This window comes from Caballeronia sp. LjRoot29 (assembly GCF_964252755.1).
Classification (GTDB): Bacteria; Pseudomonadota; Gammaproteobacteria; order Burkholderiales; family Burkholderiaceae; genus Caballeronia.
On the sequence record NZ_CAXUPU020000031.1, the window covers coordinates 85,917 to 99,073 of the forward strand.

Here is a 13,157-nt window from a genome sequence, read left to right on the forward strand (position 1 = left end):
TGATGGTCCAGTTTCATTCAAAGACCGCTGCCCACAAACTGCTGCAACTCTTCGGTTCTCGGTTGCCGCAACATGTCGCCATTGCCTGTTTCCCAAACGATGCCTTGATTCATAAACACTAGCTGATCCGCAACTGAGCGGGCGAAGGCCATTTCATGCGTGACAATCACCATCGTCATGCCGTCCGCTGCGAGCTTCTCGATCACGCGCAGCACTTCGCCCGTCAGTTCAGGATCAAGGGCAGAGGTCACCTCATCGAACAGCATCAGGCGCGGCTCCATGGCAAGCGAGCGTGCGATCGCAACGCGCTGTTGCTGGCCGCCCGACAACTCCGATGGATAGGCATTCGCCTTCTCGAACAAGCCGACCTGATTCAGCACGCGCAACGCCAGATCCGTCGCCTCTTTCAACGGTAAACGCCGTACCTTTCTCGGCGCAAGCGTGATGTTTTGCAGTACGGTCAGATGCGGAAACAGGTTATAGCTTTGAAATACGATACCCACGTCCCGTCGCAGCGCGCGCAGGTCAATGTGGGCGTCATGCAGCGCGCGGCCGCATACATGCAGTCGCCCTTCGTTAATAGCCTCTAGACCATTGATGCACCGTAGCGCGGTGCTTTTGCCGGAGCCCGAGCGACCGATCAGCGATATCACCTCGCCGCGCGAGACATTCAGGGAAATGCCCTTGAGCACTTCGATTTCGCCGTAGAATTTCCTGACCTTCTCGAACCGAACCATCGAATCGGTTGCTTCGTTTTCTTCGTTTGCCATGACATCTCCTGAGTTCAAGCCTGCCTTACGATTCGCTCAAGCCTGAGGCTCAGGACCGACAAGGGATAGCACATCATGAAATAGAGTCCGGCTGCTATCGTGAAGATCACGAACGGCTGGAAGGTTGTGTTGTTGACCACTCGAGACGAGTACGTGAGCTCCGACATGCCAATGACGACCGCATACGAAGTGTTCTTGACCAGCGCCACCACAAATCCCACGGTGGGCGGGATGGAGATCCGCAACGCCTGCGGAAGAATCACGTATTGCATGCGTTGCACATAGCTCAATGCCAGAGACTCGCTCGCTTCCCATTGCGTCGACGGCACGGATTCGATCGATCCCCGCCATATCTCACCGAGATAGGCCGCCGCATTCACCGTCAACGCAAGTGCCGCAGCCACCAGAACAGGCACGGTATATCCGCCGATGCTGATGCCGAAATACACGACGAACATGGTGACCGGCAGAGGAATTGCCTGATTGATCTGCACATACAGACCTGAGGCGCGTTTGAGCCAGGTATGCCGCGACACGCGTGCAAGCGCGATTGGAATGCCCAGCAGCACACCTCCTGCAACACCCAGCATGGACAGCACAATCGTCCAGCCGGCGCCTCTGAAGATATAAAAAAACTGTTCAGGAGTCAGATTGAATAGCATGATGTCTCACAGCGGGGAGCGGAGCGCGCGAAGGCGCGGAAACAGCATGGCTGCGCTCGCCAGCATCACAAGGCGCATCAGTGAAACGATGATCAGGTAGATCACCGCGACCACGATATAAGCTTCAAAGCCGCGGAACGTGAACGACTGAATCAGGTCCGCCGCGCCCGTCAATTCGTCAGCGGAGATCTGGGACATGATCGAGGTCGCCAGCATCATCAAGACGAACTGGCTGACCAAGGCTGGATAGACGCGTTCCACCGCTTGGGGCAACTCGATATGCCAGATCATCTGGCGGCGGCTCATCGCCAGACAGGATGCTGCCTCGAGCTGGCCTTTAGGGATAGCCTCGAATCCGGCGCGCATGATCTCCGCGGTGTAAGCGCTCACATTGACAACCAGAGCGATGACCGCTGCCGCCAACGCGGAGATCCGAAAGTGCAAAGCCGATAAACCGAAAAATAGCCAGAAAACCTGAATGATCAGCGGCGTATTTCGAATCAGTTCCACATAGGTCTTGATGGCTCTGGCGAGATTGACCGGTCCGTAGATACGCCCGAGCGCGCACAGCGTACCCACGGCAAAACCCGGCAATATGGAGAGTAAGGTCATGCGTAGTGTCAGCCAGACACCGCGCAGTAGTTCGGGCCAATACTGCAGCAAGAAACTGAAATCAAACTTGTAGATCATGACTACCTCATCGGCTTATTATCAGGATTGCTATTTAAATAACTGATATTTAATCTAGAGAATCTCAAGACCGAACCGGCGATACTCGCGTTGCGCATCTTCCGAGACCAGCAGGGAGACCAGCTTGATCGCTGCCTGGTTGTCCAGAGCAGTGCAAAACAGCGCGACCGAGAAATCGGTGGTGTGCTGAATCTCCGCGGGCAACGGTCCGACCACATCAACACCAGCAACGGTTGCGAGTTCGCTCAACTGTTGCACGGCAATATCGGCGGTTCCTGTCAACAACGCCTCGGCTATCAGCCCCTTGTCGATAATTGTCGATCGCGAATTGATTTCGTCGGCAATGCCCAGCTTTTCGATGAGTGCCGCGAAGTAGATACCACTCGCACCTGTGCGCGAATAGGCAACGGAACGCGCATTGAGCAAAGACTGCGTGAAGCCCGACACCGTGGAGATGTCGGGCTTGGGCGCACCTGCGCGCACCGCTACACCCGCTCCGGTACGCACTAGCGGCACACGCCCCCGTTCGCTCACTATTCCCGCCTCAATGAGTTCGTCGATGTTCCTGTCGATTGCGACGATCACATCGCCGCGCTCGCCGCTCTTGATCCTCGTCATCAGAATCGATGTCGGATCGAACTTGACGATAAGCTTTATCTTCGTCGCGTCCGTATAGGCAGGCACGATGAACTCGTCCACGACACCCTGGATGACCAATGCACTCAAAAGTGAAACCGCGTTATTGCCAGACTTGGCGGGGGTTGACATGGTGCTCCCTAGTGACGTATCCGTGACATATACTGGCACGCGTCAAAATCGCGGTCAACACTTTAAGTGACGGAAATTGCTATGGTTTTTACGATTGAAAGATGACCTAGGTCAGCCTCCTTGTGGAAGCACAAGGAGGGCATGCGGACGCTTTGGACGGATTGAGAAAACGACCGGGCGGCGAATGCCGTGCCCGGTTAAGAGCGAGCTTTAGCTGTGCTCTTCCAGCGGCTGAAGCAGGATGGGAAATGGATCGACCGTCTTACCGGCAAGAATGTGGACGAACCGCTCTTGTGTCGCGCGCGCGTGCTCGGGAAGAAGCTCGACCAGTGCGGCGCGGTCTTTGTTTCTCACGATTTCGATAATGCGGTCGTGTTCGTCCAGGTTGCGCTTGAACTGTTCGTCTTGCTGGCCTGGTTCGGCCGCTGCTTCGAGCTTGTAAAGATGCACGAGAAGTCGCCGGACATGCCGATGCGTCGATTGAGCGAATTCATAAAAAAAACTGTTCCCAACTGATTGATTCATGCGCATATGAAACTGCTCGTTCAACGCCGTGATGTTCAGATACCGGCGATCCCGCACTTCCTTGCGATACCGCTCCTGGATAGCGGAAAGATCGTCGGCAAGCGTCGCCTCGAAACGCAACAATTGCCCTAGAATATTTTCTGCCAGTTGATGCGCGACGAGAATCTCACCTATCTCTTCGAAGTCGAGCTTGCGAACAAATGTGCCACCGCGGTTTGGCACAATATTGACGAAACCTTCCGCGACCAGCCTGTTGATCGCCTCGCGCGCCGGTGTTCGGCCGAGCAGGAAATTGTTGAGCAGAAGCGGCTCATCGATCCGGCTTCCCGGCGGAATTGTCAGATCGATGATACGGGACCGAATGGCATTGAGCGCTGCATCAGTCTGCGACATCCCGAGCTCGGGGCTGGCGGCCTCCTCTTCCACGTCTGCCTTCGCGCGTTTCGTGGCACGGACATCGGGGCTCGTCTTGGCAACCTCTTTAACGCGAGAGGGTTTGGTGCGGGATACAGCGGCTTTGCGTGTTGCCATAATTTCCTCTTCTGCGATCAGGCCTCGCTGCACTTCACCGTAGCGTAGATTTTTCACGCCGAACGTTACAAGTGGCTCCGCCGTCCCGATCTGTCGTCAGCACGCGATCTGTTGGACCGAGCATCCGCTCCAAGGGATTGAGGAAGCACTCGGCTCGCAGCGAAATCGTTTTAGCGATAACCATTTCCCCGGCATTTCACGGTGTGTTGCGGCTTGATCGGATCATACATTATGGCGTTATTGCCGGAAAAGTTAGTTGAACGAGATCGTTGCATAACCGATCAGCGTATGGCGGCAATCAACTCCACTTCAACGCAAGCGTCGTGGGGCAACTCCGCCACGCCAACGGCACTGCGCGCGTGCCGGCCGGCATCGCCGAGCAGTTCAATAAACGTTTCCGATGCTGCGTCGATTACATTAGGCTGGCCATTGAACCCTGGCGCGGATGCGACGAAGCCCGTGATTTTCAGAATCCGAACGATCCGGTCTCGTCCCCCCAACTCTCTTTCCAGCGCTGCAACACATGCCTCGGCGCAAAGCCGCGCGGCGGCGCGAGCCGAAGCCACGTCGACCTGAGCGCCAACCTTGCCTCGATACTCAATCTCTCCGTTCTTCCTCGGCAATTGTCCGCTAAGAAATCCAAGCCCATTGTGCACCGTCAAAGGTGTCACATAAGTGCTAGGCTGCGGCGCAGAAAATATGGAATTTTCCAATCTGGAATCCTAATTAGATAGATAAAAACGGATGACACAAGGCATGCCCGATCAGTTCATCACCGTCTTCGACAACGGCACACCAAAGTACTTTATATAGATGTCGTTGAGCTTGCCGTTCTTCAAATTCTTGCCCACCCAGTCATTAAGCCACGCCAGTAGTTGCGGATCGTCCTGACGCAAGCCAATGCCGAGCGGATCTTCACTCATTCTGAACTGCAATTCGAAATGCTGATTAGGACTAGCTTGCTTGACCGCAATGGCGTCGGCGAGCGATGCCGCAAAGATGCTTTGCTGCCCGGATGAAACCGCTGTTCTGGCTGTTGCTTCATCGAGGTATCGAACGATCTGCACGTCCTTGACATCTTTCTCTTTGATGACGTTAGTCAGGTCCAGGTCCGCCGTGTTGCCTCGCGCCACAGCAACCGACTTCCCGGCCAGATCAGCCGGCGTCTTGATGCTGTCCTTACCCGGCGCGAGAATCAGGATTGGCTCCGTTGCATATGGACGCGTGAACGAGATCACCTTCTTCCGATCATCGGTGATGGAGAACGACGCAATGACAATGTCCGCCTTGTTGGTCAGCAGGAACGGAATGCGGTTGGGACCGTTCACCGACAAGACCTGAAGCTTGACGCCAAGGTCACTGGCGATGAGCTTCGCGATATCGAAATCAGTGCCTGTTTGCTCGGCTTTCGTGTCGAGCATTCCATAGGGCGGATGCGTGAAATCGATCGCAACAACAATGGTGCCCCGGTCCTTGATCGCCTTCAGCGTATCCGCCGCGAGGGCCGCGCTGGCATTCATGACAAAGGTCGCACCTAATAGCATGCAGGCGGCTAATTTTCGAACGTTCATGGCTTTTCCTTTGAGGTTTGGCTGATTCGCCGCTTGTGCGGTATTGACGACCCATTGAAGGCCGACGATTAATTTATGGCTCACTGCCGGACCAACCCTCCATGCGTGAACAGCGAGGCCCATTCACGTATCCGTTACATATACTGTCATGGGTAAAAAAGCCGGTCAAGCGCGAGAGAGCGATCATTTGCGTAACTTCCATCGAGGCAAATACGGTGTAGAAACCTGCAGGCAGTCGATGGCGAAAACAAAAATTTTCCACAAGTAGCCGGTCAATACATCACGAAAAATGAGTTGGCTCCTTCAGAAAAATCTCTACTGCCAAAGTGCTGCACGACACAGTAATGCCCGCATATCGGATCAACAGTTAGCTCCAAGGTCGACAAGTTGCTGCAAACGCCGCACGGCCGTCGCCGGTGCGCTAAGCACTGGATTGCTAATGCGTTGCTGAACCAGGGTCGTCGCCCGCGATGTCGAGAAATGAGCGAGCAGGACCACATCGCAATGGGCAAGCTCGGGCGCTCGTTCGGCGATCAGCCGGTCGTGTGCCTGCTCCTCTCCTTTGCGCAGCAGATCGATGGCATCGTCGACCACGATGATTTCCAGTCTCGCCGATGACCCGCGTCGTGCGGCTTCCTCGGCGAACTCTGCTTCCATCGTGACCACTGCAGGGGCGAATGTCGCGAGCATGCCGATCTTGTTACCGTACTCAAACGCGGCGCGAAACATTGCTTCGTTGGGCTTGAGCACCGGGACCGGCAACTCCGACGCGGCTCTTTCGATCGCAGGCCCGAACGCGGAGCAAGTCGCGAGGATGCCGTCCGCGCCGGCCCTATGCGCGTAGTGCACGAGGTCAACGAAGCGTTCAACTAAACTCTGCGAGAGGTCATGCGTTTTCGCCCGTTCCGCGGTCAGGCCGTCGTCGAGCAGATTGACCAGTTCGGCCTCGCCCCATGCCTCTGAAAACGCGTGATGAATCGGCGGCATGGCGACGGGCGTAGCATGGATCAAAACAATTCGAGGCGATCGCTTCATGGTCATCGGGCCTCCGTTACCAACGCCGCGATCTCGTCGATCACCGCAATGTGGTTATCGAGCGGCAAGCGGTCGATGGTCATCTGCAATTGCCCCAGACGGTCCACCCTGCTGTCGTCGATTGCCTGGCCGACGTGCACCGCGGCATCGAGGATCGTGAATTCCATTTTGCCGTTGAAGTGCTTGAGCAACTTCGGCGCGAGATCGGGACGAAGATGTGCGGTCGCGCCAAGTAAGCCATACGCCCCCCAGTTGGAGACGCCCGCCACGATAAGGTAATCGGCTGGCGTGGTGGCGGCGATCAACGGCCCGTTGGGAATATCGGATTCCACCAGCGACTTTGGCAGCACGCCCATGCCGATCTCGTTGCCGCCATCGCCAACGCCGATGGTCGTCCATTTCGGCTCCCATCCTTCGTCCCTGAAAAGCAGGTCCAGTGGCGCGGTGTCGTTGGAGATATCCCAGCCATGCTCGCGATGCGGCTTGCCGTCCGATCCAGGCGCGCATCGCTCGATTGCGATGATATGCGTCAGTGGTTTTTCCGAGGTTTCGAGGTGCTCGCGAAGACGCCGGACCGACGCGGCGTTCACCGACACGATTTCCAGAGCCACCTTGCCGGGCAACACGTCGGTGACGGCCCACGCAGCTTTCCCGCACGGAGCGTCCGAGATCACCGTTACCGGAATTCCCGCCTCTACCAGTCCCGCGGCGAGTTGACCCATGCCATTGAGCCCGTCTGTTTCCGGTGAAGGCGGCTCGGCGTGCCGCACAAAAAACCCACATACGATTCCCACGTGCGGCGCCGGATGTTCAGCGATGGATCTCGCGGCCTTCTCAAGGTTACCCTTCGCGAACGCGACGAGACGGCTTATATCGCGACGCACGGTACGTCCGACAACTTCTTCAATGGCATCGATCACAAGAGGCATTTCAATTCTCCGGGGTTTTTCGACTGACAGTCCTGAACTGATGGGTTTTCGTAATTTATTTAGTAATCCGTATTTCTTGAAATGAGACAATTTTTTTTGAAGATCGCAAAGTGCTAGCGGTCTAGGTGTTATGGCCGGTGCATGAGTAAAAGGTCCAGCCGATTGCATTGCGGACCCGACGGAAAATCGGACTGGTGAATCCGATCTCCCTGGATAAGCTCCCGAGCGCACTCGAGCGCATCAACAACCTGCGCGGCAACATCGAGCAAGCGCACTCCGGCTTCCGTCAATTCGAGCGATGGACGCGACCGGTCGAAAAGCGGCGCGCCGACCCAATTTTCCAGGCCACTGATTCGTCTGCTTAATCCAGACGTCGACACGTGACAACGCTCGGCCGCCCGGCCGAAGTTCCTTACCTGGCATAAGACAACGAAGTTCTTGAGATTGAGCAAATCGACCATTCCGTCCTCCCGTCACGAAATATACGTCAGGTATTTCTATCAGAATAACTCGAAACAAAACCTGTTGCGTGCAAGTTCAAGCGTCCGCCGTTGCGGATTAAGCAACGGGAGCTTTTGGGACTCTCTGCGAGGAAACGCCTTGGACGGCGGTGCATGCGAGTAGCGGCGCTTACGGCTCCGACTTATTTCCTCTTGGCGAGAGAACTCGTCGCGCAGAAGTCGCCCTAAGCAGCAGCCGGGGTTGGTAAAACATATTGGGTCTTCGCCATTACGGTTCGAAATGACAAAGTGACGAACATCCGGGAGTACATCGACACGCTTGCACTGCTGCGGGCCTCCAAAATTTGAGGTTGCAGATGACAACCCATCTCTTAGCCGTTGCTCGACGCGTCCGGCAATACTGTGTTTGCCCTTAAATGCAAAAGAGAGCATCGGCGTCTTAGTCAACTTATTCGTTGTCTCGACCGTCTTCTCGATCCATAGATGCAGCAACGGCCAGTGAAGCGTCGGGATCACGGCTTGCTGATCCGTCGTCAGGTTGCTCTAGGCGACCCGTGCCTCGCCGATGCCAATACCAGTGCGCGAAGCGCGGACCGCGCAGATCTGGCTGCGTGTTATCGGGAGTACGTCGTGACTTCGACTCCACCATCCGACTCAAAATTTGACCGGACCACCGCCGACGAGGGACCGCAGTCCCCGCAACGCCGTGCGATGTTGCGTGCGGCTGCCGCCGGGGGTGCCGGCCTGCTCGCCGTCCGGACCGCTTCGGCGCAGACGGCGGCGTCGCCTTCAGGGCAGCCCGCGACGCTCGGGCGCCAGCCGTCGTTTCAGCCTGACAGCGACGCAACGACGGCCGACGTGATCGTCGAAACCTTGCTGGCCTGGGATGTCGATCATGTCTTCGGCATGGTCGGCGACGGCATCAATCCCATCATCGAAGCGCTGCGCAGGCGCCAGGACAAGATCCGCTTCATTGGCGTGCGGCACGAAGAAGCTGCGGCGTTCATGGCATCGGGATGGGCCAAGTCAACGGGACGTCTGGGTGTCTGCGTCGCAACAACCGGACCCGGCGCCGTGCACCTGATGAACGGTTTATACGACGCCCACTTCGACGGCGCACCGGTTCTCGCCATCACCGGCCTCACCTTCCACGACCTGATCGGAACGCGCTTTCAGCAGAGCGTCGACACCTCTGCACTGATGCAGGACGTCGCGCTCTATAACACCGTTGTGACGGGTCCCCGCCATGCGCTGACAGTCACCGACATCGCCTGCCGCACCGCGCTCGGCTCGCGCGGCGTCGCGCACCTGACGGTATCGAAAGACGTGCAGGGCATGCATTTCTCTGAAGACAAAGCGTCCTCCGAAAATCACGGCTTACGGACTTCAACCGCATGGAGCCGCCCCACTCCGACACCGGCACGCAATGAGTTGCAGGCCGCAGCCGACTTGATCAACGCCGGCAACCGGGTGGCGATCATGGCGGGCCAAGGCGCGCTCGGCGCAACAGCCGAACTGGAACAGGTCGCAAGCCGGCTCAATGCACCGGTCGCCAAAGCGCTGCTTGGGCGCACCGTGCTGCCCGACGACTCACCGTTCTCCACGGGCGGCATCGGGCACCTTGGCACGGTTCCGTCCGAGGAAACCATGCATCGGTGCGATACGGTACTCATTATCGGCACGACGATGCCATGGGTCGATTCGTATCCGAAGCCGGGCGCCGCGCGCGGTGTACAACTGGACATCAAGGCCGAACGCATAGGACTGCGTTTTCCGGTGGAAGTGGGCCTTGTCGGCGACACGAAGGAGACGCTGCGCGCGCTACTTCCCCTGCTGCGTCAGAAGGACGATGCCTTTCTGCGCGACATCCAGGGAAGCGTCGTGCAGTGGAATGCGCTGCTTGATCGAGTAGCCGCGACCGAACGCACTCCACTGAGGCCGCAAAGCGTCATCCGCGCTGTCAGCGATGCATTGGCGCCAGACGCAATCGTGTGTCTGGATTGTGGGGCGAACACGCATTTCTCTGCGCGTTTCCTGACCTTGCGTCGTAACCAGCAACTTGTCGCCACCGGCATGCTCGCCACGATGGCGCCCGGCCTGCCATTTGCAATCTCGGCTCAGCTTGCCAACCCGGCGCGTCAAGTGGTGGCGATTGTCGGCGATGGTGGATTTGCGATGCTCATGGCGGAAATGTCGACGGCCGTGAAGAACGGCCTGCCGGTCAAAGTGGTTCTTCTCCGCAACGACATGCTGGCGGAAGTGGTCTTCGAACAAAAGGAGTTGGGCAACCCTGCCTATGGATGTGAACTCGGTGCTATCGACTACGCGCAGATAGCGACTGCATGCGGCGCGGAAGGTCTGCGCTGTACGAGTCCTGCAGGGCTGAAACCTGCCATCGATGCGCTGTTGCGTTCACCGCGCACAGCGCTGCTTGAGGTTCATGTTGATCCGGCAGAGCCTATTACGATGCCGGGCCATCTGTCGGTGTGACGCTGCGCGCGAAGCATAGGCGTTCGTAGTCGATAGCAAACGTCCCTGCCTCGAAGGCAACGGGCGATACAGAGGAGTACGCAGGCCAAAGTGTGTTGCCGGCGCGCAAATGAGTTGCCGAGCGTCTCGCTTACTCAATCCGGCGCTGACCATTGCTAGGCGCGGCAATCGAACCGCGACGACACGCGAAGACGTTTGCTTGAATCGACTATGACCCCCAAATAGTTGAGGTGCCGATATTCACGCGATTGCGGTGCCATTGCCATTGCCTTGCACGACGCTCTATCGTTGAACCAGGTCTCGAGCGCCCTGGAGAAGATACACAAAGCCGACAGGTGATTCGCCCTTGCACGCGTTACTGCGCACGCAACCGCATGTTGCCTATAAGGTAAGCGGCCTCGCAGCGGCGATTGAAAATCATACGGTCATTCTTGGGCCGTACGAACCCATCGACGACTACCGTGTTGCGGTCATCGACAACGCCGGCGTGCCGGTTGAGTTTATTGAAACGACGCTGTCAGACGACGTCATCTGGCATCGCGCCACGACAGGGCACAAGGCCACCCTGTATAAAGGATGAGCTGCGAGTCGTCGGTCATTGCGTTAGCTGATCCCCACGCGTTCTCTGCAATTTCGCTAAGCAAAACGGATTACCCGGGCAAGCTTCAAATACGAAGCGCCACCGTCACAACAACAAGAGCCGAGAAGATCAGCGCCGGAGCGAGATGCTTGAACGGCTCCCGGTTCCGCAGCAATGTGAAGAGCGCGCCAATCATGATCGCACCGGTCAAGGTCAGGCCTAAAACTCTGGTCTGTTGTCCAAGAAGAAGTGCCGCACTGAGCAACTCGAGAGCGCCACAGAGCAACCGGAACCATGCCGGATAACCCCAGCGTTCGAAGTCGCGCTTCACCGCGCCACGTCCCGCGAGATTGACTACCCCGGCAATCGCGAACAGAACCGCTACGATCATCGTGAGAATCGATTCGAAGGATTGAATGTCTAACGCCATCGTCATGCTCCTTTGCCCGGTTGAAAGTGCTTCTGCACAGAGAGGTCCGCGATCAGGCCGGGGCCATGGGGCTTCCACCCGAGAACTTCCCGGGCGCGCTGGCCACTTACAGTCTGATCGAGCGCCAGTGCGTCAGCGAATGGTCCAAGTGATTTACGAGCATCGTCGAGTGGCCAGGGTTCGACGCGATCGGCGCCGACCGAGGCCCGAATCGCTTCACCCATTTCGGCGACAGCAACCGCATCTTCGGCGACCACGTTGAATATCTGTCCCGCGACTCGACCGTCCCCGCTTGCCGCCCGCTCCACCGCGCTCAGGTAGGCCGTGGCGAGATCATCGACGTGAACGGCAGGCCAGTGGTTGCGACCATCACCAATGACCCTCACCGTGCCGGTCTGACGGACCATGCCGGCATGCATGCCGAAGACGCCGCCGCCGTAGCCGTGCACCATCGCCGGCCTGAGGACCACTGCGCCAATCGAGCGGCGTGTTGCCAGCGCCAGCACCTGTTGCTCCACTGCGGGCCGCCAGGCGACAAGCGGCGTCGGGTTCAGCGCCGATGCTTCAGTTGCGGGCTCACCTTCCGTATTCCCGTAGACCCATGTGCCCGACGTATAGACAAACGCCGCGCCCGGATGCAAATGCGACAGCATCGCTACGGCCGCGGCCTCATCAGCAGCCGCGGCGGAAGCGTCGTTGGTCGACGCCATGTGCACCACGCCATCGGCGGCACCGGCAGCGGCTGCGAACGACTGCGGCTCACGCAAGTCGCCAACATGCAGTTTCACGCCGAGACTTGCCAGCGAACCCGCGGCCGCCGACTTGTTGTCGCGCACGAGCGCTGTCACTTGATGGCCGAGACTAATTGCCTTGCGCGCGACCGCTTGCCCGATAAAGCCCGTACCACCCGTAATAAATAGTTCCATAGCATTCCCTCGATCTCTGGCTGAAAAATCAATAATTTCGCACGAACGAGACTAACCGGTCTCGTTTCGTCAAATCTAAACGAGACTGACCAGTCTTGTCAACTACTCGATGATCTGTTATTTATCTGACATGAACACGTCCACTCTCCCCGACCTGAGCCCGCTGCAACGCCGTAAGCGGTCCGCCATCCTCGACGGCGCCAAAGCCGTCTTTTTAAGCCAGGGTTTCGGCTTGGCAACGATGGACGATGTCGCCGCAGCCGCGGGCGTTGGCAAACAGACGGTCTACCGGCACTTCAAGTCGAAGGAGGCGCTCTTCGTGGGTCTGGTCAGCGAGATGTGCGCTCACGTGGGTGGATTTCTTGCCAGCGCTCAGGACGAGCAATCCGATGGATCACCTGAAGTCCAGTTGCGCGAGTTGGGATGGTTACTGGCACGAAGCCTTATTACGCTGGACAATCTTCGGCTTTACCGCGCCATCGTTGCCGAGGCCGAGCGTCTTCCTGAACTCGGCCAGGTGTTTTACGAGAATGGCGCAAAGGTCGTGCGTGCCTTCGCCGCAAAAATTCTGCGACAGCGATTGGACGAATCGACTGCGGCAATACGGGCAGCGACATTCGTTCAATTGGTGCTAGGCGACGCCTATCTGGAACTGTCGATTGGCTTCACGGTGCCCAATGTTGAAGCGCGCTTTGCGGTGCAGATTGACGAGGCGATAGCGGCTGCGCTTCGCTGAAGAGCACAGCCGCGCACCGGTTTCCGTACGATCCAGGCGCGTTTATAGAATTG

The 13,157-nt window shown here is 57.7% G+C and carries 15 protein-coding genes; 3 read left to right on the plus strand and 12 right to left on the minus strand.

The window, feature by feature from the left end:
- Nucleotides 1-17: 17 nt before the first annotated feature.
- From ACSQ83_RS27360 to ACSQ83_RS27405, 10 genes are all read right to left on the minus strand, one after another.
- Entirely contained in the window at nucleotides 18-770 is a 753-nt protein-coding gene (locus ACSQ83_RS27360; RefSeq protein ID WP_436230326.1) for an amino acid ABC transporter ATP-binding protein, read from the minus strand.
- A 14-nt stretch (nucleotides 771-784) separates the two neighbouring features.
- The gene (locus tag ACSQ83_RS27365) at nucleotides 785-1,432 is read right to left on the minus strand and encodes an amino acid ABC transporter permease (RefSeq protein WP_436230327.1); all 648 of its coding nucleotides are present in this window, start codon (nucleotides 1,430-1,432) and stop codon (nucleotides 785-787) included.
- A 6-nt stretch (nucleotides 1,433-1,438) separates the two neighbouring features.
- Entirely contained in the window at nucleotides 1,439-2,122 is a 684-nt protein-coding gene (locus tag ACSQ83_RS27370; RefSeq protein ID WP_414952566.1) for an amino acid ABC transporter permease, read from the minus strand.
- A 54-nt stretch (nucleotides 2,123-2,176) separates the two neighbouring features.
- A complete protein-coding gene (locus ACSQ83_RS27375; protein WP_436230328.1) occupies nucleotides 2,177-2,890 on the minus strand; it encodes a substrate-binding domain-containing protein in 714 nt (237 codons plus the stop codon).
- Between the two features lie 210 nt (nucleotides 2,891-3,100).
- A complete protein-coding gene (locus ACSQ83_RS27380; protein ID WP_436230329.1) occupies nucleotides 3,101-3,946 on the minus strand; it encodes a GntR family transcriptional regulator in 846 nt (281 codons plus the stop codon).
- Nucleotides 3,947-4,227: 281 nt separating this feature from the next.
- On the minus strand, nucleotides 4,228-4,659 hold the full coding sequence (locus tag ACSQ83_RS27385; protein WP_414967752.1) for a RidA family protein: 432 nt from the start codon (nucleotides 4,657-4,659) through the stop codon (nucleotides 4,228-4,230).
- A gap of 51 nt (nucleotides 4,660-4,710) precedes the next feature.
- Nucleotides 4,711-5,517, minus strand: coding sequence for a transporter substrate-binding domain-containing protein (locus ACSQ83_RS27390; protein WP_436230330.1), 807 nt, complete (start codon nucleotides 5,515-5,517; stop codon nucleotides 4,711-4,713).
- A 360-nt stretch (nucleotides 5,518-5,877) separates the two neighbouring features.
- Nucleotides 5,878-6,552 (minus strand): aspartate/glutamate racemase family protein, encoded by a 675-nt coding sequence (locus tag ACSQ83_RS27395; RefSeq protein WP_414954522.1) that lies wholly within the window; start codon nucleotides 6,550-6,552, stop codon nucleotides 5,878-5,880.
- A gap of 2 nt (nucleotides 6,553-6,554) precedes the next feature.
- Nucleotides 6,555-7,481, minus strand: a complete 927-nt coding sequence (locus tag ACSQ83_RS27400; protein WP_436230331.1) for a glutamate cyclase domain-containing protein — start codon at nucleotides 7,479-7,481, stop codon at nucleotides 6,555-6,557.
- A 128-nt stretch (nucleotides 7,482-7,609) separates the two neighbouring features.
- Nucleotides 7,610-7,942, minus strand: a complete 333-nt coding sequence (locus ACSQ83_RS27405) for a LysR family transcriptional regulator (RefSeq protein ID WP_414954520.1) — start codon at nucleotides 7,940-7,942, stop codon at nucleotides 7,610-7,612.
- A 483-nt stretch (nucleotides 7,943-8,425) separates the two neighbouring features.
- Here ACSQ83_RS27405 and ACSQ83_RS27410 point away from each other — a divergent pair, with 483 nt between their 5' ends.
- The gene (locus tag ACSQ83_RS27410) at nucleotides 8,426-10,432 is read left to right on the plus strand and encodes a thiamine pyrophosphate-dependent enzyme (RefSeq protein WP_436230332.1); all 2,007 of its coding nucleotides are present in this window, start codon (nucleotides 8,426-8,428) and stop codon (nucleotides 10,430-10,432) included.
- Nucleotides 10,433-10,778: 346 nt separating this feature from the next.
- Entirely contained in the window at nucleotides 10,779-11,012 is a 234-nt protein-coding gene (locus tag ACSQ83_RS27415; protein WP_414954518.1) for a hypothetical protein, read from the plus strand.
- Between the two features lie 85 nt (nucleotides 11,013-11,097).
- On the opposite strand, the gene ACSQ83_RS27420 is transcribed toward ACSQ83_RS27415, so the two are convergent.
- Nucleotides 11,098-11,442, minus strand: coding sequence for a DoxX family protein (locus tag ACSQ83_RS27420; RefSeq protein WP_436230333.1), 345 nt, complete (start codon nucleotides 11,440-11,442; stop codon nucleotides 11,098-11,100).
- Nucleotides 11,443-11,444: 2 nt separating this feature from the next.
- Nucleotides 11,445-12,368, minus strand: coding sequence for an NAD-dependent epimerase/dehydratase family protein (locus tag ACSQ83_RS27425; RefSeq protein WP_436230334.1), 924 nt, complete (start codon nucleotides 12,366-12,368; stop codon nucleotides 11,445-11,447).
- Between the two features lie 130 nt (nucleotides 12,369-12,498).
- Between ACSQ83_RS27425 and ACSQ83_RS27430 the strand changes: the two genes are divergently transcribed.
- Entirely contained in the window at nucleotides 12,499-13,104 is a 606-nt protein-coding gene (locus tag ACSQ83_RS27430; protein ID WP_414954515.1) for a TetR/AcrR family transcriptional regulator, read from the plus strand.
- Nucleotides 13,105-13,157: the final 53 nt, after the last annotated feature.

Coding starts and splice junctions, on each gene's coding strand:
- ACSQ83_RS27375 (WP_436230328.1), bottom strand. CDS start 2,890: ATGTCAACCCCCGCCAAGTCTGGCAATAACGCGGTTTCACTTTTGAGT.
- ACSQ83_RS27380 (WP_436230329.1), bottom strand. CDS start 3,946: ATGGCAACACGCAAAGCCGCTGTATCCCGCACCAAACCCTCTCGCGTT.
- ACSQ83_RS27405 (WP_414954520.1), bottom strand. CDS start 7,942: ATGGTCGATTTGCTCAATCTCAAGAACTTCGTTGTCTTATGCCAGGTA.
- ACSQ83_RS27395 (WP_414954522.1), bottom strand. CDS start 6,552: ATGAAGCGATCGCCTCGAATTGTTTTGATCCATGCTACGCCCGTCGCC.
- ACSQ83_RS27410 (WP_436230332.1), top strand. CDS start 8,426: ATGCAGCAACGGCCAGTGAAGCGTCGGGATCACGGCTTGCTGATCCGT.
- ACSQ83_RS27430 (WP_414954515.1), top strand. CDS start 12,499: ATGAACACGTCCACTCTCCCCGACCTGAGCCCGCTGCAACGCCGTAAG.
- ACSQ83_RS27370 (WP_414952566.1), bottom strand. CDS start 2,122: ATGATCTACAAGTTTGATTTCAGTTTCTTGCTGCAGTATTGGCCCGAA.
- ACSQ83_RS27425 (WP_436230334.1), bottom strand. CDS start 12,368: ATGGAACTATTTATTACGGGTGGTACGGGCTTTATCGGGCAAGCGGTC.
- ACSQ83_RS27365 (WP_436230327.1), bottom strand. CDS start 1,432: ATGCTATTCAATCTGACTCCTGAACAGTTTTTTTATATCTTCAGAGGC.
- ACSQ83_RS27390 (WP_436230330.1), bottom strand. CDS start 5,517: ATGAACGTTCGAAAATTAGCCGCCTGCATGCTATTAGGTGCGACCTTT.
- ACSQ83_RS27420 (WP_436230333.1), bottom strand. CDS start 11,442: ATGGCGTTAGACATTCAATCCTTCGAATCGATTCTCACGATGATCGTA.
- ACSQ83_RS27400 (WP_436230331.1), bottom strand. CDS start 7,481: ATGCCTCTTGTGATCGATGCCATTGAAGAAGTTGTCGGACGTACCGTG.
- ACSQ83_RS27360 (WP_436230326.1), bottom strand. CDS start 770: ATGGCAAACGAAGAAAACGAAGCAACCGATTCGATGGTTCGGTTCGAG.